The 23,950-nt window shown below is 42.1% G+C and carries 25 protein-coding genes; 12 read left to right on the top strand and 13 right to left on the bottom strand.

The annotated features are described in order from the left end of the window. The 5 genes from thiS to thiE are packed head-to-tail and all read left to right on the top strand — an operon-like array spanning window position 1 to window position 3,473. Window positions 1-204, top strand: coding sequence for a sulfur carrier protein ThiS (gene thiS / locus EKQ44_RS12710; protein WP_237663931.1), 204 nt, complete (start codon window positions 1-3; stop codon window positions 202-204). A 1-nt stretch (window position 205) separates the two neighbouring features. Continuing rightward, on the top strand, window positions 206-973 hold the full coding sequence (locus EKQ44_RS12705) for a thiazole synthase (RefSeq protein WP_237663930.1): 768 nt from the start codon (window positions 206-208) through the stop codon (window positions 971-973). Beyond that, window positions 973-2,001 carry a thiazole biosynthesis adenylyltransferase ThiF gene (locus EKQ44_RS12700; RefSeq protein WP_237663929.1) on the top strand — a complete coding sequence of 343 codons (1,029 nt, stop codon included), beginning with the start codon at window positions 973-975 and terminating at the stop codon, window positions 1,999-2,001. Before EKQ44_RS12705 ends, EKQ44_RS12700 begins: the two co-directional genes overlap by 1 nt. A gap of 15 nt (window positions 2,002-2,016) precedes the next feature. Beyond that, window positions 2,017-2,820, top strand: coding sequence for a bifunctional hydroxymethylpyrimidine kinase/phosphomethylpyrimidine kinase (gene thiD, locus EKQ44_RS12695; RefSeq protein WP_237663928.1), 804 nt, complete (start codon window positions 2,017-2,019; stop codon window positions 2,818-2,820). Next, window positions 2,817-3,473: a thiamine phosphate synthase gene (thiE, locus tag EKQ44_RS12690; RefSeq protein ID WP_237663927.1), complete on the top strand. Its 657-nt coding sequence runs from the start codon at window positions 2,817-2,819 to the stop codon at window positions 3,471-3,473. The genes thiD and thiE overlap by 4 nt, the downstream gene beginning before the upstream one ends. A gap of 649 nt (window positions 3,474-4,122) precedes the next feature. Here thiE and hmpA read toward each other — a convergent pair. Beyond that, window positions 4,123-5,355, bottom strand: coding sequence for an NO-inducible flavohemoprotein (hmpA, locus tag EKQ44_RS12685; RefSeq protein WP_237663926.1), 1,233 nt, complete (start codon window positions 5,353-5,355; stop codon window positions 4,123-4,125). 205 nt (window positions 5,356-5,560) lie between these two features. Continuing rightward, a complete protein-coding gene (locus EKQ44_RS12680; protein WP_010198513.1) occupies window positions 5,561-5,761 on the bottom strand; it encodes a cold-shock protein in 201 nt (66 codons plus the stop codon). Window positions 5,762-6,143: 382 nt separating this feature from the next. Here EKQ44_RS12680 and EKQ44_RS21470 point away from each other — a divergent pair, with 382 nt between their 5' ends. From EKQ44_RS21470 to EKQ44_RS12655, 6 genes are all read left to right on the top strand, one after another. Then, on the top strand, window positions 6,144-6,266 hold the full coding sequence (locus EKQ44_RS21470) for a hypothetical protein (RefSeq protein WP_269151663.1): 123 nt from the start codon (window positions 6,144-6,146) through the stop codon (window positions 6,264-6,266). A gap of 311 nt (window positions 6,267-6,577) precedes the next feature. Beyond that, window positions 6,578-8,335: an ABC transporter ATP-binding protein gene (locus tag EKQ44_RS12675; RefSeq protein ID WP_237663925.1), complete on the top strand. Its 1,758-nt coding sequence runs from the start codon at window positions 6,578-6,580 to the stop codon at window positions 8,333-8,335. A gap of 5 nt (window positions 8,336-8,340) precedes the next feature. Further along, a complete protein-coding gene (locus EKQ44_RS12670; protein ID WP_237664085.1) occupies window positions 8,341-10,359 on the top strand; it encodes an ABC transporter ATP-binding protein in 2,019 nt (672 codons plus the stop codon). A gap of 218 nt (window positions 10,360-10,577) precedes the next feature. Beyond that, window positions 10,578-11,399: an amino acid ABC transporter substrate-binding protein gene (locus EKQ44_RS12665; protein WP_237663924.1), complete on the top strand. Its 822-nt coding sequence runs from the start codon at window positions 10,578-10,580 to the stop codon at window positions 11,397-11,399. Continuing rightward, window positions 11,386-12,087, top strand: a complete 702-nt coding sequence (locus EKQ44_RS12660) for an amino acid ABC transporter permease (RefSeq protein WP_237663923.1) — start codon at window positions 11,386-11,388, stop codon at window positions 12,085-12,087. The genes EKQ44_RS12665 and EKQ44_RS12660 overlap by 14 nt, the downstream gene beginning before the upstream one ends. 16 nt (window positions 12,088-12,103) lie before the next feature. Next, on the top strand, window positions 12,104-12,847 hold the full coding sequence (locus tag EKQ44_RS12655) for an amino acid ABC transporter ATP-binding protein (RefSeq protein WP_237663922.1): 744 nt from the start codon (window positions 12,104-12,106) through the stop codon (window positions 12,845-12,847). A 509-nt stretch (window positions 12,848-13,356) separates the two neighbouring features. On the opposite strand, the gene EKQ44_RS12650 is transcribed toward EKQ44_RS12655, so the two are convergent. The 3 genes from EKQ44_RS12650 to EKQ44_RS12640 form a co-directional block, all read right to left on the bottom strand. Continuing rightward, window positions 13,357-14,427 (bottom strand): FAD-dependent oxidoreductase, encoded by a 1,071-nt coding sequence (locus EKQ44_RS12650; RefSeq protein WP_237664084.1) that lies wholly within the window; start codon window positions 14,425-14,427, stop codon window positions 13,357-13,359. Between the two features lie 70 nt (window positions 14,428-14,497). Continuing rightward, entirely contained in the window at window positions 14,498-14,890 is a 393-nt protein-coding gene (locus EKQ44_RS12645; RefSeq protein ID WP_237663921.1) for a DUF805 domain-containing protein, read from the bottom strand. Window positions 14,891-15,072: 182 nt separating this feature from the next. Further along, a complete protein-coding gene (locus EKQ44_RS12640; protein WP_223492651.1) occupies window positions 15,073-15,273 on the bottom strand; it encodes an alpha/beta-type small acid-soluble spore protein in 201 nt (66 codons plus the stop codon). A 192-nt stretch (window positions 15,274-15,465) separates the two neighbouring features. On the opposite strand from EKQ44_RS12640, the gene EKQ44_RS12635 reads away from it, so the two are divergent. Next, the gene (locus EKQ44_RS12635; protein WP_237663920.1) at window positions 15,466-15,777 is read left to right on the top strand and encodes a hypothetical protein; all 312 of its coding nucleotides are present in this window, start codon (window positions 15,466-15,468) and stop codon (window positions 15,775-15,777) included. 56 nt (window positions 15,778-15,833) lie between these two features. Here the strand turns inward: EKQ44_RS12635 and EKQ44_RS12630 are convergent, their stop codons facing one another. The 8 genes from EKQ44_RS12630 to EKQ44_RS12595 all read right to left on the bottom strand — a co-directional run bounded on the left by EKQ44_RS12630 (window position 15,834) and on the right by EKQ44_RS12595 (window position 23,938). After that, window positions 15,834-16,937 carry an ABC transporter ATP-binding protein gene (locus EKQ44_RS12630; RefSeq protein ID WP_237663919.1) on the bottom strand — a complete coding sequence of 368 codons (1,104 nt, stop codon included), beginning with the start codon at window positions 16,935-16,937 and terminating at the stop codon, window positions 15,834-15,836. Window positions 16,938-17,050: 113 nt separating this feature from the next. Then, entirely contained in the window at window positions 17,051-17,962 is a 912-nt protein-coding gene (locus tag EKQ44_RS12625) for a PucR family transcriptional regulator (protein WP_237663918.1), read from the bottom strand. Window positions 17,963-18,400: 438 nt separating this feature from the next. Next, entirely contained in the window at window positions 18,401-18,586 is a 186-nt protein-coding gene (locus tag EKQ44_RS12620) for a hypothetical protein (RefSeq protein ID WP_237663917.1), read from the bottom strand. Between the two features lie 71 nt (window positions 18,587-18,657). After that, window positions 18,658-18,870, bottom strand: coding sequence for a YheE family protein (locus tag EKQ44_RS12615; RefSeq protein ID WP_237663916.1), 213 nt, complete (start codon window positions 18,868-18,870; stop codon window positions 18,658-18,660). A 56-nt stretch (window positions 18,871-18,926) separates the two neighbouring features. After that, the gene (locus tag EKQ44_RS12610) at window positions 18,927-20,120 is read right to left on the bottom strand and encodes a YheC/YheD family endospore coat-associated protein (RefSeq protein WP_237663915.1); all 1,194 of its coding nucleotides are present in this window, start codon (window positions 20,118-20,120) and stop codon (window positions 18,927-18,929) included. Next, the gene (locus tag EKQ44_RS12605; RefSeq protein ID WP_237663914.1) at window positions 20,117-21,475 is read right to left on the bottom strand and encodes a YheC/YheD family endospore coat-associated protein; all 1,359 of its coding nucleotides are present in this window, start codon (window positions 21,473-21,475) and stop codon (window positions 20,117-20,119) included. The genes EKQ44_RS12610 and EKQ44_RS12605 overlap by 4 nt, the downstream gene beginning before the upstream one ends. Window positions 21,476-21,495: 20 nt before the next feature. After that, complete coding sequence (locus EKQ44_RS12600) at window positions 21,496-22,554, bottom strand: YheC/YheD family endospore coat-associated protein (protein WP_237663913.1); 1,059 nt, start codon at window positions 22,552-22,554, stop codon at window positions 21,496-21,498. 1 nt (window position 22,555) lies between these two features. After that, entirely contained in the window at window positions 22,556-23,938 is a 1,383-nt protein-coding gene (locus tag EKQ44_RS12595; protein ID WP_237663912.1) for a YheC/YheD family endospore coat-associated protein, read from the bottom strand. Window positions 23,939-23,950: the final 12 nt, after the last annotated feature.

Genomic DNA, 23,950 nt, shown 5'->3' with positions numbered 1-23,950 from the left:
TTGAAATTGATCATTAATGGTGACGCTATGGAAATTCCGGATTCAGTGAAGACCGTATCGGAATTGTTAGAACATTTTCAGTTGGATCAGAAGGTGGTCATAGTGGAAAAGAATAAAGAGATTTTGCAAAAGGAACACCATGTGGCGGAGAACGTGCAAGATGGAGATCAATTAGAATTAGTACATTTCGTAGGAGGCGGTTAATATGTTGAAAATTGGTTCATATTCATTTAATTCTAGGTTGTTGTTAGGAACAGGGAAGTACCCAGACTTTGATATTCAAAAGCAGGCGGTGGATGTTTCAGAATCTGAAATACTAACATTCGCGGTTAGAAGAATGAACATCTTTGAAGCAAGTCAGCCAAACTTTTTAGAAAAGCTAGATTTGGAGAAATACACGTTGTTACCGAATACAGCAGGTGCCAAAACGGCGGAAGAAGCTGTAAGAATAGCAAAACTTGCGAAGGCTTCCGGTCTTTGCGACATGATCAAGGTGGAAGTAATCGGTTGTTGGAAAACATTACTGCCAGATCCGGTAGAAACGCTGAAGGCGACGGAAGAACTTTTAAAAGAAGGCTTTACTGTACTTCCTTATACATCAGATGATGTCGTGCTTGCTAGAAAACTAGAAGAGCTTGGTTCCCACGCCATCATGCCAGGTGCCTCCCCAATCGGTTCTGGTCAAGGAATCATCAACGAATTGAACTTAGGCTTTATCATTGAACAATCCAATGTGCCGGTTATCGTGGATGCAGGAATCGGTTCACCAGCAGATGCTGCGAAGGCGATGGAATTAGGAGCGGATGGAGTCCTATTGAATACGGCCGTTTCAGCAGCCAAAGATCCTGTAAAAATGGCAGAAGCCATGAAACTTGCGATAGAAGCTGGGCGTCTTGGATATGAGGCTGGAAGAATGGAAAAGAAACGTTATGCGACAGCCAGCAGTCCAAGTGAAGGAATGAGTGTCGGGTAATGGATCGATATTCACGTCAGACCTTGTTCGCACCGATTGGAGTGGACGGTCAAAAAAGCATCGGTGAAAAACACGTGTTACTCATCGGTGCAGGGGCATTAGGCACGGGAAATGCGGAGGCTCTTGTCAGGGCGGGAGTCGGAAAGATCACAATCATAGACAGGGATTATGTGGAGTGGAGCAACCTGCAACGTCAACAGCTTTATTGTGAAAAGGATGCACACGAAAAGCTGCCCAAAGCGGTGGCAGCAAAGGAGCGGCTCCAGCTGATCAATTCAGAAGTGGAAATAAATGCCCAAGTTGCGGATGTAACGGCGGATATGTTGGATGCGCTAGTGAAAGATGAGTGTTTTGATCTGTTGCTTGATGCGACCGATAACTTTGATATCCGCATGATCATGAATGATATTAGTCAAAAGCATGGTGTTCCTTGGATTTATGGCGCGTGTGTGGGGAGCTACGGCATCTCTTTTACCATTTTTCCAGGTGAAACCCCCTGCTTGCAGTGTTTGCTGAAAACAGTTCCCCTGGGAGGTGCGACTTGCGATACAGTCGGGATTATTGCCCCAGCTGTTGGGATGGTGGTTGCTCATCAGGTTGCAGAGGCGTTGAAAATCCTTTCTGGTAATGTCAAGGACTGCAATCGTAAGCTCGTTTCCTTCGATTTGTGGAAAAATCAATATGTCTCCTTGAATGTAGCGGGATTGAAGAACCTTGAATGTTTAAGTTGTGGAGAAAATAAGGCGTATCCTTTTTTATCTTTTGAAAACCAGACAAAAACGGCTGTCCTATGCGGAAGGGATTCCGTGCAGATAAGACCAGCGGAAACATTGTCTGGGGGTAGGAGTCTGAGGGCAATTAAAGAGCTTTTGACCTCCCAAGGGATAGGTGTGGAAGCCAACCCATATTTAATTTCCTTCCAAGTGGAGGGGCATCGCCTGGTAGCTTTCCAGGATGGTAGGGTGCTCGTTCATGGGACAAAAGAAATTGCGAGGGCAAAAACATTGTATCACCGATATTTAGGATAAGGGACTGAGAAATCTATGGTAGCAAAAGTATTAACGATAGCAGGCTCCGATAGTGGCGGAGGTGCCGGCATCCAGGCTGATATTAAAACGTTTCAGGAGCTGGATGTGTATGGGATGTCGGCCATCACCGCCTTGACCGCCCAAAACACATTAGGGGTCCAAAGCGTCTATCCGATACCAGTTGACATGGTATTGGAGCAATTGCATTCCATTGCAGAGGATTTACGTCCGGATGCTTTAAAAACGGGAATGTTATTCAGCGGCGTCATCATTGAGTCAGTAGCCAACAAGATTGCAGAATATGGCTGGGGAAATGTAGTGGTGGACCCTGTCATGATAGCCAAAGGTGGGGCAAAACTGTTACAGGAGGATGCAATAAGGGCAATTCGCGAAAAGCTCCTCCCGCTCGCGACTGTCACAACGCCGAATATTCCTGAAGCGGAAGTGCTGACCGAAATGACGTTGGATTCAATGGACAGGAGGAAGGAAGCGGCTCGCATGCTTCATAAACTTGGCTCTTCCCATGTTGTCATTAAAGGCGGACATGGGGAAGGGGAGGAGTTAGTTGACCTCGTCTATGATGGTAACTGCTTTATTGAGCTCAAAAGCATGCGCGTTGATACAAGACACACTCATGGAACCGGCTGTACGTTTGCGGCGGCTATCGCGGCTGGACTAGGCAAAGGTTACACAGTGGAAGATGCGATTTTGGTGGCAAAACGCTATATTCATCTTGCCATTGAGCAAGAACTTGGAATAGGTAGTGGCCATGGTCCAACCAATCACTGGGCATACCGAAAAACTGGTGTTGGCGTATGAAGAGGGAATGGTTACATGTATATTTTGTGATGGGCAGTGTGGATTGCAATGGTCGAGACCCAAAGGATGTGCTGCAGGAAGCCATCAACGGGGGAATTACTCTTTTCCAGTTTCGTGAAAAAGGACAAGGGGCCAAGGTGGGGGCAGAAAAAAGGGATTTTGCCTTGGAGCTTAAGGAAATTTGTAAGAGGCATGATATTCCGTTTATCGTGAATGATGATATCGAGATGGCGGTGGAAATCGAGGCAGACGGCGTGCATATCGGGCAAGAGGATGATTCTTTTACTTTTGTGAGGGAACGGCTAACGCCCGGAATGGTTATCGGTGTTTCCTGTCACACAGTGGAGGAGGCTGCTGAAGCTGTTAGGGTTGGAGCTGATTACATAGGAGTGGGACCCATGTACTTCACTACCACCAAAAAAGACATCAGGGAAGTGAAAGGGCCAGAGGTTATCAGGCAAATTCGCCATGCGGGCATTACCGTCCCGATAGTGGGAATTGGCGGTATTTCAGTTGAAAATGCTTGGGCGGTATTGGAATCTGGAGCAGATGGAGTTGCGGTGATCTCGGCTATCTCAAAAGCTGACTCACCTGTTGCAGCGGCTGAATCGTTTTCTCGGTGCATAGAAAAGGTGCAGAGAACGAATGGTTAAAGGGCAGGCAGTGTTAAGAGGAGATTGACCTTTGTGGTGGGGTGAAAATTAGAGTGAAGAAGAAAATATGGACTAAAATTGCTCAATTTGGGTGACAATCTAACTCTAATAATACGGTTTGGACATTTATCTGTAAGCTTCTGACAATTATTATGTATTCATGAGGGGGCTTCGGACTTTTATATAAGGTCTTCGGTCAAGAAATTAAGGTGTTTGGAAATTTGAAAATTTCGTTCGGACAACTTTACAAAATCTTTGGATAACTTTTGTGAAACTTCGGTCACCTTTTTAAAAACTTTGGACAAAAAACCGAAAACTTCGGACATTTGAGCTTAACACCCATCTAGAAAGCCAGTCTCACCATCCCCATCTACCACTAACCGATCAACCATCATTAACAGCACTAATGAATAGCAAACGCCTAAGAATTGCTCTTTTCACAACATTGTCAAAAAATATTCACTAAACCTCCCGATAAATGATATAATGAAATCACCATTTACTTTATAACATGTTTGCATGTAGTCCCCTGCTCTTGAATGAGAGTGGGGGTATTTTTTTGACTTTAACTTTTGACTTCATTCAAATTCAAAATCAAGGTAAACAACAAAGAGCCTGCTGCAAACAAGCAGCAAGCCCACTCGACCATTTATTTAACCGCCATTTCTTCTTCCTTCTTCATATCAATGGAAGGTCCAAAAAACTCGTATCTGATATTTTCCTCAGCGACTCCAAGTTTTCCAAGCATGGAGATGACAAATTTCATGAATGGAACTGGTCCACAGACATAAAACAGCGCATCTTTATCGATGTTTAAGCCTTTTAACATATTTTCCGTAATGTAGCCTTGTTCATGGAAAGATCCTAATCTTACATCCTCATCTGATGGATTTTCATAAACAAAAAGCTTTTTCCCGTTCTCCATTATTTCAATGGCTTCTCTGACTTCATCTTTAAATGCATGTACTGAACCATTTCTGGCTGCGTGAATGAAAGTGGCTGGTCGTGTCGGTTGTTCTTTGGCAATGGTCTTCAACATACTTAGCATTGGTGTGATACCCACACCTCCACTTATTAAGTAAACAGGGGAAGCTTGTTTCGTTTCAAGTATAAAATCACCCGCCGGTGCTGTTACTTCCAATGTATGACCTGGTTCCACATGATCATGAAGGTAATTGGATACTACCCCATCAGGATCACCATTTTCTTTTTTGACAGAGATTCGGAAGCACTCCCCGTTGCTTGCATCAGATAAACTGTATTGACGATTGAATAAATTCTTTTCTCCTGGTATGGAGATTCTGATGGTGATGTACTGTCCAGGAGCGAAAGAAGGTACAGCAGACCCGTCAGATGGCTTCAAGTAAAATGAAGTAATAAGCTCGCTTTCCTCCACCTTTTCCACCACGTCAAAGTCTTTGAAATCTTCCCAACCGGCAGGCTGTTGTGCCGCTTCCTCATACATCTCTTTTTCTACAGAGATGAACACATCTGCAATGACTCCATAGGCTTCTCCCCATGCTTCAATAATCTCATCTGTTGCCGCTTCTCCAAGTACTGCCTTTATGGCTTCAAGTAGATGTTCCCCAACAATTGGATAATGTTCCGGTTTAACGGCCAAACTTCGATGCTTGTGGGCTATCTGCTTTACAGCAGGCAAAAGGACTTCTAGCTGGTCGATATATGTAGCTGCCGCATAGACGGTGTTGGCCAAAGCGGTTTGCTGGCGTCCTTTCTTTTGATTAGCATGATTAAAGATATTTAATAGTTCAGGATGATTAGTAAATAAAGTTTTATAGAAATGGGTGGTAATTTCCTCACCCTTCACTGCTAGAACTGGAGCGGTCGATTTAACAATTTCAATTGTTTTTGAGCTAAGCATCTTAAAATGCCTCCCCTTTAAAGATATATTTTAAATACATCTTTATTATAAATGATGAATGTATTTAAAGTAATATATTAAATGCATCTTTAACAAATTAGTCACAAGTTGAGATGGAATGGGGGAGGATGGGAGGGATTAATCTACAAAGGGCAAAACAAAAAGACCCCCATCACTGGGAGCCTTTTATATGTTGTGTTATAGATTATGCTTTGTTAACGTTAGCAGCTTGGTCGCCACGGTTACCTTGAACGATTTCAAATGTAACAGATTGACCTTCTTCTAAAGATTTGAAACCTTCGCCTTGGATCGCTGAGAAGTGAACGAATACGTCGTCTCCGTCTTGGCGCTCGATGAATCCGAAACCTTTTTCTGCGTTAAACCATTTTACTGTACCTTGTAACATGTTGTTACCTCCTAGTGTGCTTGCCACACAATGTATTACTATTCTTGCTCTTAGAAATATCAAGGCGAAAGTTAAATCTTAACTTTGAATCCTTACATACCGAACAAAAATAATTCTTCTTTAGAATAACAGTTTAATCCAAAAATAGCAAGGGGAGAACACAAATGCCCAAAAATGCATGAGGCTTCGCTGTGGAAGGGGAAACTCCTGTGTGGGTCTGTCCCCCTTCTTTTAATTTAACAAATGTAACATGGCTGAAATATTTAAACTATCTTAATTTTGGTTAAATTGGTGATTGACAAGTGCTTGTCTACGGTGGTAAGTTTAAAAAGTGGAAATTATATGAAACTTTTTTAATTTAAAGGAAAGGGAGGTTATGAAGATGATTAAGTTGATGATAGCAACTATTGGAATGAACAAAGATGGCAAAGATGGCAAAGCTGGCTACATCCACAATTTAATAGATCTTGTGACCTGTCCTAAAAGATATGAGGCTAGTTTGTAACTCATCTCTGTTTCTTTAAATTTGTTCAGATATCTTTGTAGGGAACACAGGTCACCAACAGGGCGTGACGTGTGCTTTTTTTATGGAGAGAAAAGGTGGCATACCGAGTAACGTTCGGTATGCCACCTTTTTATTTTGTTTTATTTCTATAATTTCCCAGTAGATTAATTACCGAAAGAGATAACTCTTCCGGAATATCAGGAGGAATTGACTATGCAAAGTGTTTATGTTCGTTTGATGATGTACAAAGTGGCTTCAGATGGAGGGTAGCAAGAAACTGGAATTCAGCATAGAAGGGAGAGTTTACAATTATGTTTTCAGTACTAGGAAAATTGGGTTGGTTTTTTAAGGAACATTGGAAGAGATATACGATTGCCATTGCATTACTTATTTTTGCAGGTATTTTAGAAGTTATCCCGCCGAAAATGATCGGGATGGCGATTGATGATATACAGGTTGGGGCATTCACGCCGGAAAAACTCATGCAGTATGTGGTATTCCTCATGGTATTGGCCATTGTCATTTACGGAATCACCTACACCTGGATGTACCAGCTGTTCGGTAGTTCTTTTTTGGTGGAAAGGTCGCTACGTTCAAAATTGATGGGGCATTTGTTAAAGATGACACCAACCTTTTATGAAAAGAACCGGACAGGGGATTTAATGGCCCGCGCAACCAACGACTTGAAGGCAATTTCGACGACAGCGGGCTTCGGTGTATTGACACTGATTGATTCAAGCGTGTTCATGCTTATCATTTTAGGGACAATGGGCTTTATGATCAGCTGGAAATTGACGCTTGCAGCTATCATTCCATTGCCACTAATGGCACTTGCCATGAATATCTATGGGAAGAAAATTCATCAGCGTTTTACAGAAGCGCAGGATGCTTTTGGAGACATGAATGACAGAGTACTCGAATCCATTGCGGGAGTGCGGGTCATTCGTGCTTATGTACAGGAAAGGGCGGATCAGGGCAGATTCCATCAGATGACAGATGATGTTTATAAGAAAAATGTGAAGGTTGCCATCATTGATTCTTTATTTGAGCCGACTATAAAACTGTTGGTAGGTGCAAGCTACCTGATTGGTCTTGGATACGGTGCATACTTGGTTTTCCACAAAACCATAACACTTGGGGAACTTGTGGCATTCAACGTTTACCTCGGGATGTTGATCTGGCCGATGTTTGCTATTGGTGAACTCATCAATGTCATGCAAAGAGGGAATGCATCGTTGGATCGCGTCAATGAGACACTTTCCTACAAACAGGATGTCGCAGATCACCCTGAGTTGGTGGATGTTGCTCAACCTGACTCCATTGAATTTAATCAGGTTACATTCAGATACCCTTCCTCTACAGTAGATAATTTAAAAGATGTCTCCTTTCATTTAAAAGCAGGGCAGACTCTTGGGATCGTCGGGAAAACGGGTAGTGGAAAAACGACATTGATTAAACAACTATTAAGGGAATATCCACTTGGAACTGGAAGAATCAGCATCAATGGGGTAGATCTACAACAAATTTCGCTCCACACCATCCAAGGATGGATTGGGTATGTACCACAAGATCATATTCTTTTTTCGAGGTCTGTCAAAGAGAACATACTTTTTGGAAAAGAAGACGCCACAACGGAAGAGATTGCACAGGCCATCAGGTCGTCTGCTTTTGAAAAAGATTTGGAGATGCTGCCAGAAGGATTACAGACGTTGGTCGGTGAGAAAGGGGTCTCCTTGTCAGGTGGGCAGAAGCAACGTATATCTATTGCACGTGCACTCATTGCCAATCCTGAAATACTCATCTTGGATGATTCCTTATCGGCAGTGGATGCGAAAACGGAAGCGACCATCATAGAAAATATAAGAAACGAACGGGCTGGAAAGACAACACTTATCTCTACCCACCGGTTATCAGGTGTCCAGCATGCAGATTGGATCATCGTTCTTGAGGACGGGGAAATTGTGGAATCGGGCATGCATGACCAATTGATGGCCATCGGAGGGTGGTACAAAGAACAGTTTGAACGGCAACAGGTTCAGTCGCCAAAAGGAGGCGAAGTTTTAACATGAAAAAAATAAAATCAGGCAAACGCCTATTTCAATATGCATTAACTCAAAAGAAAATAATCATCCTTGCATTACTGATGCTCTCGGTTGCGGTTGCAGCGGAACTGACTGGCCCCTTCATTGCAAAACGAATGATTGATAATCATATCCTGGGAATTGAGAAAGCCTGGATTGCGACGGAAGAGGACGGCAAAGACCGCGTGTTCTTCCAAGGGAAGTACTATGTCAGGGAGGATCGGATTGGGATAAACCCTACATCAGAGAATACGGTAAGAATCCTTCAGGTAGGTAGAGAATATTACTTCATTCCTTCTGATATTCGTTTTGATGGGGAGAGGAAGGCACGAAACGGTGAACTGATCATCAGCCGTAGTGGCGAACAGGAATCCTATCCTGCTAAGAGGCTTTCCAATAGTGAATTGATCAGCTTTTATGAGCCGGATGTAAAATACATCATTTACTTGGTTGGTCTTTACTTTGCTCTGCTAGTTTTGGCATCCTTCTTCCAGTACGGTCAAAGCTATTATTTGCAGACTTCTGCGAATCGCATCATCCAGAAGATGAGGGAGGATGTGTTTGGTCAGATTCAGAAGCTGCCAATCCAGTATTTTGATCACTTGCCAGCAGGTAAAGTAGTTTCAAGGATTACAAATGATACAGAAACGATCAAGGAATTGTATGTGACCGTATTGGCTACCTTCTTTTCCGGATTGATCTATATCACTGGAATTTATATTGCCCTCTTTTTACTTGATGTAAAGCTAGCTGCAATCTGCCTGGCATTGATTCCGATCTTGATTGTTTGGTTCATTTTCTACCGAAAATATGCTTCTGTCTACAACCATAAAATACGTGCACTTTTAAGTGATATCAACGGTAATATCAATGAATCGATACAAGGTATGCCCATCATTCAAGCCTTCCGTCGTCAGAAGAAGGCGAAGGAAGAATTCGAGGGCTGGAATGAGCAGCATTTCTCTTATCAAAATAAGCTGTTAAGTTTGAATGCCTTGACCTCCCATAATCTTGTAGGGGTATTAAGAAATATCTCTTTTGTCGTGGTCATATGGTATTTTGGCGGCGCATCGCTTGGAATCGGCACGATGGTTTCTCTAGGGGTTCTTTACGCTTTCGTGGATTACTTGGGAAGAATGTTCGGGCCAATCACGGGAATGGTGAACCAGCTGGCAAACCTGGAACAAGCGCGTGTTTCTGCAGTACGTGTCTTTGAATTGATGGATGAGGCCGGCATCCAGGTTTCCGATGTCAAGCACCCGCGATACGAAGGCAATGTATCGTTTGATTCCGTTTGGTTTGGTTACAAGGAGAACGAGTATGTTCTGAAAGACATTTCTTTTACAGCCCATAAAGGCGAGACTGTCGCACTTGTAGGGCATACAGGATCCGGGAAGAGCTCCATCATGAACCTCCTATTTCGCTTTTATGATATTGAAAAAGGAAAAATCATCATAGATGGAGAGAATATTCAGGATTTACCAAAGCAGGCAGTCAGACAACATATGGGCATTGTGCTACAGGATCCGTTCCTGTTCAGTGGAACCATTGCTTCCAATGTAAGCTTGGATGATCCTTCGATTACTATCGAGCGGGTCAAAAAAGCACTGGAGGACGTAGGTGCCATTGATTTCATCAACGCACTACCGAATGGGCTCGACGAACCTGTCATTGAAAAGGGTAGTACCTTGTCTTCAGGACAACGACAGCTTATTTCTTTTGCGCGTGCACTTGCATTTGACCCCGCAATTCTTATATTGGATGAAGCGACAGCGAGCATTGATACAGAAACCGAAGCCATTATTCAACAGGCTTTGGAAGTTCTCAAAAAAGGAAGAACGACCTTTATCATTGCACATCGACTTTCTACTATTAAAAATGCAGATCAAATCCTTGTCTTGGATCGTGGAGAAATATCAGAACGAGGCAATCATGATGAGCTGATGGAGAGAAAAGGAAAATATTATCAGATGTATGAATTGCAGCAGGGAAGTAAAGGGTTGGCAGGATAATGAACAGGTCATGGGGATTAACCTCCATGACCTTTTGTTATTTTAAGTAGACTTTTAACTAGAGAATAGCAACAATCTTTGAGAAAAAGGCCTATTTTAAAAATAATAAGGGAATAGTAAAAAGGAAAACAAAGTCTTTGACAATTGATTCAACATTTTATACTATACAGTATGTTGCAATTAAATAATTCATATAAGAATACTGGGGGTTTAACAAAATGAAGAAGAATTTACTATCCGTTTTAGCACTTCTTTTGCTATCAGCAGTGGTACTTGCCGCTTGTGGTACATCTAATAACAACGGTTCAACAGGAGATGCTCCTAAAGAAGAAACAGACAATCTTTTAAGCAAAGTAGAAGAGGAAGGCGAGCTTCTAATTGGAACAGAAGGTACATATCCGCCATTTACTTTTCATGATGATTCAGGGAAATTGACAGGCTTTGACGTGGAAATTGCTGAGGCGATAGCAGAGAAAATGGGTGTAGAAGCAAAGTTCATGGAAACCCAATGGGATGCCATGTTTGCAGGTCTTGACTCTAAGCGCTTTGATATGATTGCAAATCAAGTAGGTATTCGTGAGGATCGTCAAGAGAAATATGATTTTTCTGATCACTACATCACTTCAGCTGCCGTACTTGTCACAAAAGAGGATAATGACGAAATTAATGGCTTTGAAGATATCGATGGTAAAAAATCCGCGCAATCCCTAACAAGCAACTATGCGGATATTGCTCGTGAATACAATGCGGAAATTGAAGGGGTGGAAGGATTCAATCAAGCAATTGAATTAATAAACTCAAATCGTGTGGATGTCACGATTAATGATAAATTGTCCGTACTTGATTTCCAAAAGAACCGTCCGAATGCTGCAATTAAAATCGTGGCAGAATCTGACAACGCAGCGCAAAGTGGTTTTATGTTCCGTAAAGGCAGTGACGAGCTTGTAGAAGCTGTGAATCAAGCACTTGCTGAAATCATTGAAGACGGAACGTACGAAGAAATTGCAGAGAAATGGTTTGGTGAAAATGTACTTAACTAGTATCCTTACTGATCCGGAACGTCTTGAAAGATGGATGACAATCGCACAAAACTCCCTTCTCCCTTTGGTGAAGGGAGCTTTGTTTACTACCATACCACTTACTCTTTCCGCATTTAGTATCGGCTTGACGATTGCCATACTAACGGCATTGGCTCGAATCTCTCCGATAAAACCTTTAGAGATGCTTGCGAGAGTTTACGTTTCCATCATAAGAGGGACTCCGCTATTGGTACAACTATTTATTATTTTCTACGGGTTGCCTTCTATCGGAGTCACAATTGATCCGTTTCCTGCAGCAGTCATTGCTTTTTCAATGAACGTAGGGGCATACGCATCCGAAATAATCCGCGCTGCCATCCTATCTACGCCAAAAGGGCAATGGGAAGCGGCATATTCCATGGGAATGAGCTATTCGCAGGCATTGAGAAGAATCATTCTTCCTCAGGCAGCCCGTGTATCCATTCCACCGCTTTCAAATTCATTTATCAGTCTTGTGAAAGATACATCACTTGCGTCCTTGATCTTGGTTACCGAAATGTTCAGAGTGGCACAGCAGATAGCGGCTACTAACTATGAATTTTTGCTATTATACACTCAAGCAGCCTTGATCTATTGGGTAATTTGCTTCTGCCTATCCCTTGTCCAAGGAAGGGTAGAGCGACGATTAGACCGCTACGTAGCTAAATGATAAAGGAGCTCAAAAGATGATTTCAGTAGAGAGCTTATATAAGCAATTTGGAGAATTGAAAGTATTAAAAGGAATTGATTTGAATGTGGCGCAAGGGAAGGTGGTCGTGGTCATCGGTCCGTCCGGATCAGGAAAAACCACCCTTCTGCGTTGCTTGAATATATTAGAGACACCAACATCAGGAAAAGTGGAGATTGATGGACAATCTCTGGACTTTTCTGCTAAAGTTTCATCAAGCAGGATAGCTGACTTTAGAAGATTGACCGGGATGGTGTTTCAGGGTTACAACCTGTTCCCCCATATGACGGCCTTACAAAATGTGATGGAAGGTCCGATTACAGTAAAAAAAGAAGCGAAAAAGAAAGTGGAAGAGCGAGCCCGTAGGCTTCTTGAAAAAGTGGGGCTTGGAGACAAGCTTGATTTCTATCCATTTCAGCTTTCTGGTGGCCAGCAACAGCGTGTAGGAATTGCAAGGGCGCTCGCCATGGAACCGAAAGTGATGCTCTTTGATGAACCGACATCTGCCCTTGATCCGGAACTAGTGGGCGAGGTGCTCAGAGTGATGAAGGAGCTCGCGCAGGAAGGCATGACAATGGTGGTTGTAACCCATGAAATGAAGTTTGCGAGAGAAGTGGCAGATGAAGTGATTTTCATGGATGATGGAAAAATAGTAGAACAGGGGACACCTTTGGATATCTTTGAAAATCCCAAAAATGTGAGAACAAAGCAGTTTCTGCGTTTGATAGAAAGTAATGTATAATTTTACATTTACAAGAGCCCTTTACTATTACGTAAAGGGCTCAGACTGTTGACAAACTATAATTTAGTTAGGTTAACTGTTGAAACAGTTGATCTCCGTTGCAGGAGCTTCGCTTTCCGCGGGCGGTCCGGAAGCCTCCTCTGGCTACGCCAAGGCCACTGAAAAATTAATGATTGTTAATAATCTGGTTAACACCGCTGTTAATCTCCGCAAACGGCTTCGCTTTCCGCGGGGCGACCTTGAGCCTCCTCGAGCTGCGCCCTGCGGGGTCTCAAGATTGTCGCTATCCCCCCGCAGGAGTCTGCGCCTATTGCTCCAATTAACAGCTAGAAATCATTTGAACGATAAGTTATTGGGTTTTTCAGTGGCCTCGGCTACGCCTTGCGGGGTCTTCCCTGTCCCTTCCTCCCGCAGGAGTCTCCGCTCCTTCCACTGCGATCAACTAGAGGTATTTATCATTTTTGGACTTTACTACACACGAGCCCTTTACTATTACGTAAGGGGCTTTATTATTGATGTTTTCGCATGAAAGCAACATCTATTTTGTGTTTTAGCTTCCATGCTATCTTATGGTGGAATGTGAAATTTGCATATTGAAATAAAGCTTCTTGATTCCCAGTGGAAATCAAGGATAAGAAATGACGCTGGGGGTTGAATGTTCGACATGTTTCCTTTTTTAGATATCGTGTAATATTCTCCCAAAGCAATTCACCCTGTCTTACCGCATAAACGCCGTTTTTAGGGAGTTGTGGGTGTTTTTCCATTGTAATGCAATCTCCTGCTCCAAAAATATAAGGCATCCCCTTCGCTTGGAGCGTATTCTTAACAAGTAGGAAGCCGTTTTCATCACAAGGCAAGTGACTATCATGAAAAATACCGCTTGCCCTGGGGCCGGTTACCCACAGTACATGGGAGTGAGGGAGATTTACCTGATTTTTCGTAGTGATATGAGTGCCATGCATTTCTTTTACAGTATCCCCTTCTATTATCCTGAGTCCTTTAGAGGCTGCAACATTTCTGATTATAGTCGTTGCTTTCCTTGATGAGGAGGGTAATGGGGTGGAAGAGGTAATCAAGGTGACATTTTGAGGATATCCGTTCGTGTTTCGCCAGGCGGTCATTGCCAAGGCGAGTTCGACACCTGAAGCCCCTCCACCTACCACAACGGGGTATTCCTTTTTCCGATAGGATATGATTTTCTCTGCAAATAGATAATTCGGCTTGATAGGCATTAACCACTCTGCAAAAGAAGGGGGGATCTCCATATTAGAACCTATGTCAAATGAAACCACATCAAATGGAACTATAGCTCCGTCTTCCGTGGTTAAAGTCTTATCATAAACAGAGACGTTTACTACCTTTTCTTCTATAAAAGTGATACCCGCACGTTCTGCCAGGTTTTTCAGATCTATCCTGATGTCATCGAGCGAATAAATCCCTTCTGTAAATCCGGAAAACATACCGGAATAATATTGATAACGGTCTGGGGATATCAGGATAACGGAATGGTTTAATGAGGCATTCTCTATTTTTATCCTAGCTAAGCACTTTAAATGTGCATGGCCGCCACCGACTAACACAATTCTCAACCATAACGCCACCTTCATCATTTTAATTATAGTGTATATGATTTAGGTGTAATTATCTAATCTAACGGGCAATGGTTTCTTCCTTATAGACAGCAGGAAGCTTCCTTGGATTTGGTCCATACTTATTATCAGATTCACTTTCCATGCAAGTGAAGACGAAAATGGGGATCCAGCCAATCAGGGGTATAAGTGCCAGTAAATTCCACCAACCGCTTCTTCCGATATCATGCAATCTGCGAACGGTAATGGAGAGGCTAGGTAAAAACATAACAACCCCATAAACAAATAGGAATAGTACACCAGGTGTATCATTATTTGGGAAAAGGCTCACAAGTAAAATAGCCGATAGCCAGAATATAACGAAATTTCCTAGTGTGAAAATCCAATACTCTTTTCTTCTAGCTCTCCCACTAAAGTTAAAATAATTTCTAAAACCTTCTAAATACCAATGCATGAAATATCCTCCTCTTCAAATTTATGTAAAACGTAAAATCTATATATTTATACCCCATGAAATTGAAAGATAATCCATAAATTAAATGCTATAGTTTTTTGCCATATTAAGAAAGACACCCCAAAAATTGAGGTGTCTTCAGCCATACATATAAAATTATTTGTTACTAGTAAAACTGTTACTTATCTTCCGCCTAGGGATTGCTCAGCCATTTGAACTAGACGCTTAGTGATTTCTCCACCAACAGATCCGTTAGAGCGAGAAGTTGTGTCTGCACCAAGATTTACACCAAATTCAGTTGCGATTTCGTACTTCATTTGGTCGATAGCTGCTTGAGCTCCAGGTGCTACTAATTGATTAGACGAATTGTTTCTGCTTGCCATGATGTGATTCATCTCCTCGTAATATAGTTTTGGCTGGACCAACTGGGATTGCACCAGTGAGTGCAGAGAATTCTGCTGCCTTCTAGGCTCGGTCCATCGGGTGATAAGTTGTTACTTGTATTATAGGAAATTCATAATATCCTTATTCATTTAATTTAAGGTAATTTATGGATAATCTAAATTTGGGGGAATGTGGGATATTTACTGGTAAAATGTAAAAATTATAAAGAAGCAGAGATGAATGCAATTGGAGGAACCGTTATGGAGATTTGTCCGCTATGTAATGGATTTGAAAATTACACTGGTATGTGCGGCTCTTGTGGGAGCATGATGATTGATACAGGAAAAGTTACGGATTATCTGGATGATTATAGTGCTTACATGGAAATAAACCTTTTAAAGTTGGTGGATGGAGACCTGAATAGTCTGGAAAACCATGTTTGTGCCCATCTGATCAGTTGTGCAGTTTGCCAAAACGAGCAAATTATTACTATTCAAGAATAAACAAGACTCAAATAGACAAAAACAGGCCTGTTAGGGCCTGTTTCAGATTAGCTATATTACTTAGAACGAATGCGAGATTCTGTTTCAAGATCGAAGAAGTGACATTTGTTCATATCCAACGCAAGTTGAAGCTGTTGTTGAGGCTTCACATCTGTACGGGAGTCAACACGTGCTACGAAATCTTGACCGTGAATTTGAGAGTATAACATAGATTCTGCACCAAGAAGCTCAGAAACTTCAATAACTGCTGTGATTGTGCTTCCTACAGATGATTCGATGAATACAGGCTCATCATGGATATCTTCCGGACGAATTCCAAGGATTATTTCTTTTCCTACGTATCCTTGATCGCGAAGTACTTTCATTTTTCCTTCTGGTACCGTAATTTTTTGCTCACCGATTGTGAACGAACCATCCTCTAGTTTACCATTGAAGAAGTTCATTGCTGGGGATCCGATGAACCCACCTACGAATACGTTTTCAGGGTTCTCGTAAACTTCCTTCGGAGAACCAACCTGTTGGATGATCCCATCTTTCATTACAACAAGGCGTGTTGCCATTGTCATTGCTTCTGTTTGGTCATGCGTTACATAAATAGTAGTAGTTTGCAGACGTTGGTGAAGCTTGGAAATTTCCGCACGCATCGCAACACGAAGCTTTGCATCAAGGTTGGATAAAGGCTCATCCATTAAGAATACTTTTGCATCACGTACGATTGCACGGCCCAATGCCACACGTTGACGCTGACCACCGGATAATGCTTTTGGTTTACGATCTAGGTATTGCTCTAAGCCTAGGATTGCCGCTGCTTCTTTCACGCGACGATCAATTTCTTCTTTAGGGAATTTACGTAATTTCAAACCAAATGCCATGTTGTCATATACATTCATATGTGGATATAGGGCATAGTTTTGGAATACCATCGCAATGTCGCGATCTTTCGGCGCAACATCGTTCATTCTTTTTCCATCAATGACGAAATCCCCTTTGGAAATCTCCTCAAGACCCGCGATCATACGTAATGTAGTGGATTTACCACAACCAGATGGACCTACGAATACGATAAATTCTTTATCTTTAATGTGTAAATTGAAATCTTTAACTGCAGTTACGTCACCTTCATATACCTTATAAATGTGATCTAATTTTAATTCAGCCATATCTATATCCCCCTAATGAAATCGTTTTTTTAATCTGCTTACAGTGTACCGAAAACGATTACATTCCGTAAATGTACAAGTTGCACAAAAAAAAGGCACGTCTTTGTGCAACGTTACCTTTTGTGCTCATTTTCCATGATAATGATGGCCAAATAGGCTGCCAATGCGCCTTGAAAATTTTTGATATCGATACCAGTTCGTTCAATGAATTTATCAATTCGGTATTGAAGACTGTTCCGGTGCATGAAAAGCTTTTTTGCGGTGAGCGAGACATTCATATTATTTTCGATATAGACTTTCACGCTATGTAATAATTCCTTTTCATCTTCCATGATCGTTCCGAACATGCTTTTGATGGGAGGGAGATGTCCAGTTTCTACCTGTTCTGTCACGATAAAAGGGAGGGCGTGCTCGAAAGTATGGATGCTTCTTTGCTTTCTTCCTTTCATGGAAAGAGCAAAACAACGTTCTTCCCATTGAAACAGAGATGCAAGATCTTCTTGAGAACTGGTATAGGCACCAATATACAACTTAACATTTGCATAAAAATCGGTGGCAGTCGTATCTACCATATCAGAAAAGGATACAAACTCCTCCCCTTTAGTTTCTGGCATTAAGTCAATGATGACTCCGCTTGTCAGGCTTTCCCATACAATTTCTATTTCACTGTCAAAAAACGCAAGCATTGCTTCTTTCCATTCTTCCTTATTAGATAGGGGCTCGGAAAAATGAAAATGGATAAATCGCAAAGATCTTTGTGGGTGGAAGAGGTCTTTTTCAGGTTGTTGTTGGAGAAACAACAACTCATGCCACCACTTTTCCGTACCTGTCATGGAAAGTTGGCTTTCTTCGACTCTTTTGAGAAATGTTTCAAGAAAAAGAATATCCCTTGGACTCAGCGCCTCTTTTTCAATTCCGTAGTAGTCATTTTCAGGGGTCAGGAACCAGACGTAGCGTGAAAAACTGTGGGGGGATGGTGATTGAATAAGTGCGTTCTTATAGATTCTCTCTAATTTGTTGTACATGTCTTATCCCTCTTCTTTAAAAGCTTAATGATTGCTTATTTCCCATTATATCGAAGTGTGCAGGACAAACAAAGACAAAGCTCTTCCAAGGAAGAGCTTTCAGTGTGTAGACAAAGCTGAAAATATTGAAATTCTCTAGTTGATCGCAGTGGAAGGAGCGAAGACTCCTAGAAAATGCTAACGCATTTTCTTCGTGCGATGAATCGCTGTCGAAGTATTCCTTGTCCTGCGGGAGGAAAGGACATGGAAGACCCCGCAGGGCGTTAGCCCGAGGAGGCTTCCGGACTGCCCGCGGAAAGCGAAGCTCCTGCAACGAAGATCAACTCTTCCAACAGATAACCAAACTATAAAGGGCTTGCCGAGGAGGCTCAAGGGCGCACTCTGGATAAGCGCAGCCATTTGTGGAAAGAAACAGCGGTGATTACCAAAATAACAAAACTATTTTCTTACAATAGGTGGTTCTTCTTTTTTCAGATCGCGGGCCTCTTCGATGTTGGTGTAGCGGTCGCGTTCAAAGACCGTTCCGCCAGCCATCCCCTCATTGATATACCTGTCAACATCCATGAAATATTCGTCACGGCCTTCGTATTGTGGTTCTTTGGACGTTTTTTTCTTTTCAGACATAAAGAATCCCTCCTTGTTGTTAGTGTATCTTAAGGAGGGGAAATGATTCTTTCATCTAAGTAATTTTGCAGTCAATCATAGACATGGAACAGCATCAATTCATGGATTTGTGCTTCGACAGCCTGTTTTTCCTCTTCGGAAAGAGCTTGCGATTCTGGCCATTCAATCGAACCGTTTTTGTGATAAACGGCTTTTACGGCATGACCTTTATAAAAGAAGGAAAGGTGCCAGCCGGGTAATTGGTTGTTTTGATATAAAGGTTTAAGTTGGAAGTGTGAAATCAAGCAATTTTCCTCCCCTTGTTGTGTCGGTTATTTATAGCTTATAACCATATTCTACATTATGAAGAGGATTCCTGCTTGGTATAATTCGTTCTCTCATAAAAGACTCTGGTAATATTTTCAGCCGCCTGCCGCTTGATAGGGGGCTCGTCAAAATCCATCGGTTTGGCATTTAATTCAAAAATATAAAGCTTTCCTTCACGTGTCACCCCGACATCTGCAGAGAATTCTCCAATATCATCATAAAAAGCATTTAGCTGTTTTCCACAATGGTTTATCAGAAGATTCATGGTCTCATGGTCTGTTTTCACTGGAAGCTCGTCTGTTGAGACGATGGCACCACCTGCAGGGACATGGGTGGTTACTTGCTGTTTTTTTGCTAACCTAACTCCGACACCGGTGATGGTAAAACGGTTTTGATTTGCGTGGGCTAAAATTCGGTAATCGAATTTCTTGCCTTTCATCGGCAAAGTGGAGATAGCTTCTTGAATGATATAGGAATCTAGGGCCTCACCCTTTTGAAGGAAGCGAGCAAGTTTGCCCAAGGATGGAAACAGGACGGTCGAGGGGGAAGTTGTCCTCATTAAATAAGTATTTCCATTCCTGATGATAAGATAGATTCCTTTTCCTTTCTTGCTTTTCCGCTTCTTAATATAAACGGAAGGGTAGGTTGAAAGATATTCGCTTAACGTCTCCTCGGAAAGGAGTCCGGTCTTCGGAAGATGCTGGCTTAATGTTTCATTATCCTGCAACTGCAGGTATAGCTCCCATTTATCGAAGAATTGGGGATTGAATACAGGGATGTGATAAAGGGATGCAAGCTTCTCTGTTTGATCAAGGAATCGCTTTTCGTCCTCATAGCGGGATAAGCGATTATAGATAATATCTGGCAGAGGGGTACGCATCTTTATCCAATGGTCATGTTGAGGCAGATAGCAAAATCCTTCAATTCCATTTTCCGTAAGGTTCGTTGGGGTTACTACAACAGAAAGGCCTCCCTGTTGCTGAAGGCTCTTCTGTATACGTTTGAATAATCCGATGTTCCCGACAAAACCTTCATGGTTAGGACTGGCCAATATGGCGACAAGAGGGCCAGCTTTAGAAGCTTTAAGGAGAAAAGGGAGGCTAAGATAGTTTGATTCATGTTCTTTTTTATAAGGAACAGAATAGTACTTTCCGAATGTCACCTTTTCTTCTTTGTTAAAATTCTGATACCACGTCTGGGAGTCTAGTTCATAATAAAGTTCTTTCATGAAAAAACACCCTCCGGATTTTTTATAGTGTTTTCCGTCAGATAAACGGCATACTCAATGGAAAGCTTACGTGTGAGAATATCCTCACTTCGCAATTTCGGATGATAAAATATGGAGCGGCCAGGTTTGGAATTGGCTTCAAACATCCAAAGCCTTTGTTCCTTATCAAGTCCAAAATCAAACCCAATTTCCCCGATGAAACCAGGCAAATGGGTATCGATGGCTTCGCTTATTAGAAGGGAGGCATGAGTAAGTTTATGGATTGCTGTTTCGAGCTCCAACTCATCTGTGAAAATTTCTGGTATGGTCTTGATGATTCCGCCACTGTTAGCATGGGTGGTGATGCTGCCTTTTCCACTCATCTTAGCGGCCATTGCGCTCACTACCCATTTTCCATGGTCATCTTTATTCGTGTGGACGCGGAAGTCAACAAAAGAATCATCCACTTTCATTAAAGGTATACCTTGTTGAATGAGATAGGATGACAGATCACGATTTTTCAGTATATGGGACAACAACGCTTCAAGAGAGGAAGAACGTTGCAGCTTATTGATAAAGTCTTCTGTTTTGTAACGGGCATAATAGGCTTCTTCTTCACGATTGTAGATGATCTTATAAACGCCAAGGCCTAAACTCCCATTCGTGGGTTTTAAATAGATGAATGGATATTTAGACAAAAGCTTCTCCATCTTTCCAATGGTCACCCCATTATGGGTTTCGGGCAGATAGTCCACGATATTTTCTTCAATCATCAATTTTTGATGAATATTCCATTTGTTGAAGAAACCCGGGTTGAACCATGGGATGGCATAATCCTTTTGCATCTTTTCCCGTGTTTGGGCAAGCAACCTATGTTTTTCTGTACGTCTGTTCGGAAGCCGGTCATAAACGACGTGCGGAAAGGGCAGCGTCTTCTTACACCATCCATGTTCGGTAAACATAAAACCTTCCATGGTTCCATCTTCCCAATTGATATGGTTGGCACCGAAAAGGAACATGTAGGCCCCAACTTTTTTCTCGGTGGAAAGCAGCTTTGAAAAAAATAAGGAACGCTCGCCGATTGGACGAATAATGGAACTGGTAAACCCTGCTGTAAAAATGCCGATCAATGGCCCAAGGTGCAAGGTCCCCTCGTGAACGAACACATGAATGTTTCCTTCATAAGGGACTAAAAGTTTCTCGAACAAAGGTCTGGAAACAATAAGAGAATGTCCACTATGAAGGCTCGCATTACAAGAAAACTGATGGGTACCAAAGGCTATCGATTCTATTTCCATCCTGCTGATCTGGAAAGGAACCAGGATCCGGTGGTCCTTTAAGTCATCCCTGCATTTAACAGGTAAGAGTGCTTTCATTTTCATCAACTCCCATTAGATCACCTTTTGATAGACGACAAGTACATACAGTACCTGCTCGGGGCTTCATAGATTTCTGTCTTAACAGAAGGGGAAGCCATTGTTACTATCTTATGACCCGGCTTGGAATTAATATCTAAAATCCATAAATTATAATCGGGATCCACCCCTATATCTATGCCAAGTTCAAATAAGGTCTTTATGTTCTTTTCAATGGCAGGTGGCAAACATTCAGCTATAGTTTGCAATTGATCTTCCAGCTTCTTTCTTTTAACAGGGGACACTCCATGAAGCAGTACTGAAAAAGGGAGCATCTCTCCGCCGCCTGCCAAGTTAGAGGTGATATAGTTTTTAGGACCTGTCCTGATGGCACGAACCCTTTCTGTCCATTTCCCCTCCTCGTCTTTTTGAAGAAGGAGCCTCAAATCAAAGGGGGCATTCTTTTTATTTTGCAAAGGTAAAAAAGGTTGAAAAAGATAGTCAACATGCTGCATTCGAATATGTAGCCATTTCTTCAAATGCGCATCAGACCGGAATACATGAAGTAGTTCTCCTGGCTGTACCACTTCTTTTGTGACGTATTGCCCACTCACCTTCTCCACTTTTATCAAGCCCCTTCCTTGCGAGCCATTTATAGGTTTGATCAACCAGTTGTCGTGGTGAGTAAAATGGGATAAAAAATAAGCCACACTTGTCAACTTCCTTGTGGTGGGGAAAAAAGCCTCTAACTCTGGAAGGGAAGATAGTGATTGATACACTTCCCATTTATCTGGAAGGCCGTAGCCCAGAAAGTGTACATCCTCTCTCATTTTCAGTGTATCTGTATGGAACTTGAAGAGCTTTGTCTTTTTATTTCCATAGAAACAACGATCGTAGATAAAAGAAGGAAGGGGAAATGGTGTGCTCTCCCATTCCTCTTTAGATGGAGAGTATAACAGTCCATTCACAATAGAAGGACTTCCTGTTAAATGAGCTGGTGAAAGGATGCAAGTCCTGACGTCATTTTTTATCGCATGTTCCGCAATTTTTGTAAGGTAGGGGGTAGGTTGTGAAAACGAGAGGACACCAAGGGTTATCATGTTATCTCTCCTTTAAATGTTCATGAATAAGGTATAGGCAATAGAGTATGACAGCTTTTGCAGATGGTCGTATTGTCCTTGTGCTTTGGGGTTGATCCAAGTTTTTGGACGGTTTCGTATTCACTTCAATAATCCAAGGGTGACCGGTTGTATCTATGGCGAGGTCAATGCCCAATTCCCCGAAGATGCCTTCAGAAACAGCTCCTATTTCCCTCGCGACTTCCAAAGCCAGTTCTTTCAGGTGCTTACGGATTTGGGGCATTTCTTTTGCATCGAACTGTGCGCCAAGTACATGGTTGACAGATAGCATCTCCCCTCCCTGGGCAAGGTTCGAAACGAATGAACCGCTTTTGGAGGCCCTCGCGGTGATGGAAGTTACCTGCCATCGATTATTCTCGGTTCGATGACATAAATAACGGAAATCCACCGGTCTTTCATCAAGGTGGACCAGATTCAAACCTTGTTGCAGGATATATTGCCTTTTCTTTATATGGGGGGAAAGTCGCTTGTACAAATCATGGAAACTGCTGTAAGTTTGAGATACTTGTTGTTGAAGGGAAGAATAATCCAAGTTAAAGCCATCTGATGTTTTACAAACTTTGAAGATTTGCTTTCCCTGGCTGCCATTGATTGGTTTTAAAAACACCACAGAATACGTTTCGAGCCATGCTTCAAGACGCTTAGCAGAAAAGAGTGCCGTATCAGGCAGGTATGGAAGTAAATGCTCCGCTTCGGCAAGCTGCTCATGGACGGTCCATTTATCGAGAAAATGATCATTGAAATAAGGGATGCTCCATTCTTGTAATTGGTCGGTAAATTCCCGGAACATTTCACTCTTCTCATTCGTACGTTTATGGAGGCGGTTATGAACGACCTGAGGAAATGGGAGCAGTGCTTTATTCCACATGTTATTTTCCAGATAAAACCCTTCCATGCTTTTTTCCGACAATTCTTTATGAAGGGTAAACACATAAAAGATGACTCCGATATCTTCTGAATAGTTGGCAAGCTCCATACAATAGTCTTCAATGGATTTAAGGTCGATTTGCTCGTTTTCTTTTATAGATATTTCTGTAAGAAGGGCGATGACAGGGCCAATATGAAGCTTATTAGACTCTGCATCATAGGTGATAAGATACGTCCTTTCTTCTTCAAACAGAAGCAATGACTCTTGGATGGTTCTGTCCATTCTTACAAGGTTTCCTTCTATATTAATGTTTACGATATTGCATGGTATTGTATTCCGGCTGCATTGGACAGTGCATATGGATATATCTTCCGGAAGCTTTAATCTTTTTGCCAAAGCTCCACTTATTTGTATAATTGGTACAGGTGATTTTTTTTTCATTTCTATAGGAATTACCCTGACAGCTTGAAAGTTCATGTTTTTCCCTCA

The organism is Sutcliffiella horikoshii, assembly GCF_021991925.1.
GTDB classification, from domain to species: Bacteria; Bacillota; Bacilli; order Bacillales; family Bacillaceae_I; genus Sutcliffiella_A; species Sutcliffiella_A horikoshii_F.
The sequence above is the reverse complement of the archived record's forward strand: the minus strand, read 5'-3'. Positions and strand labels throughout refer to the sequence as shown.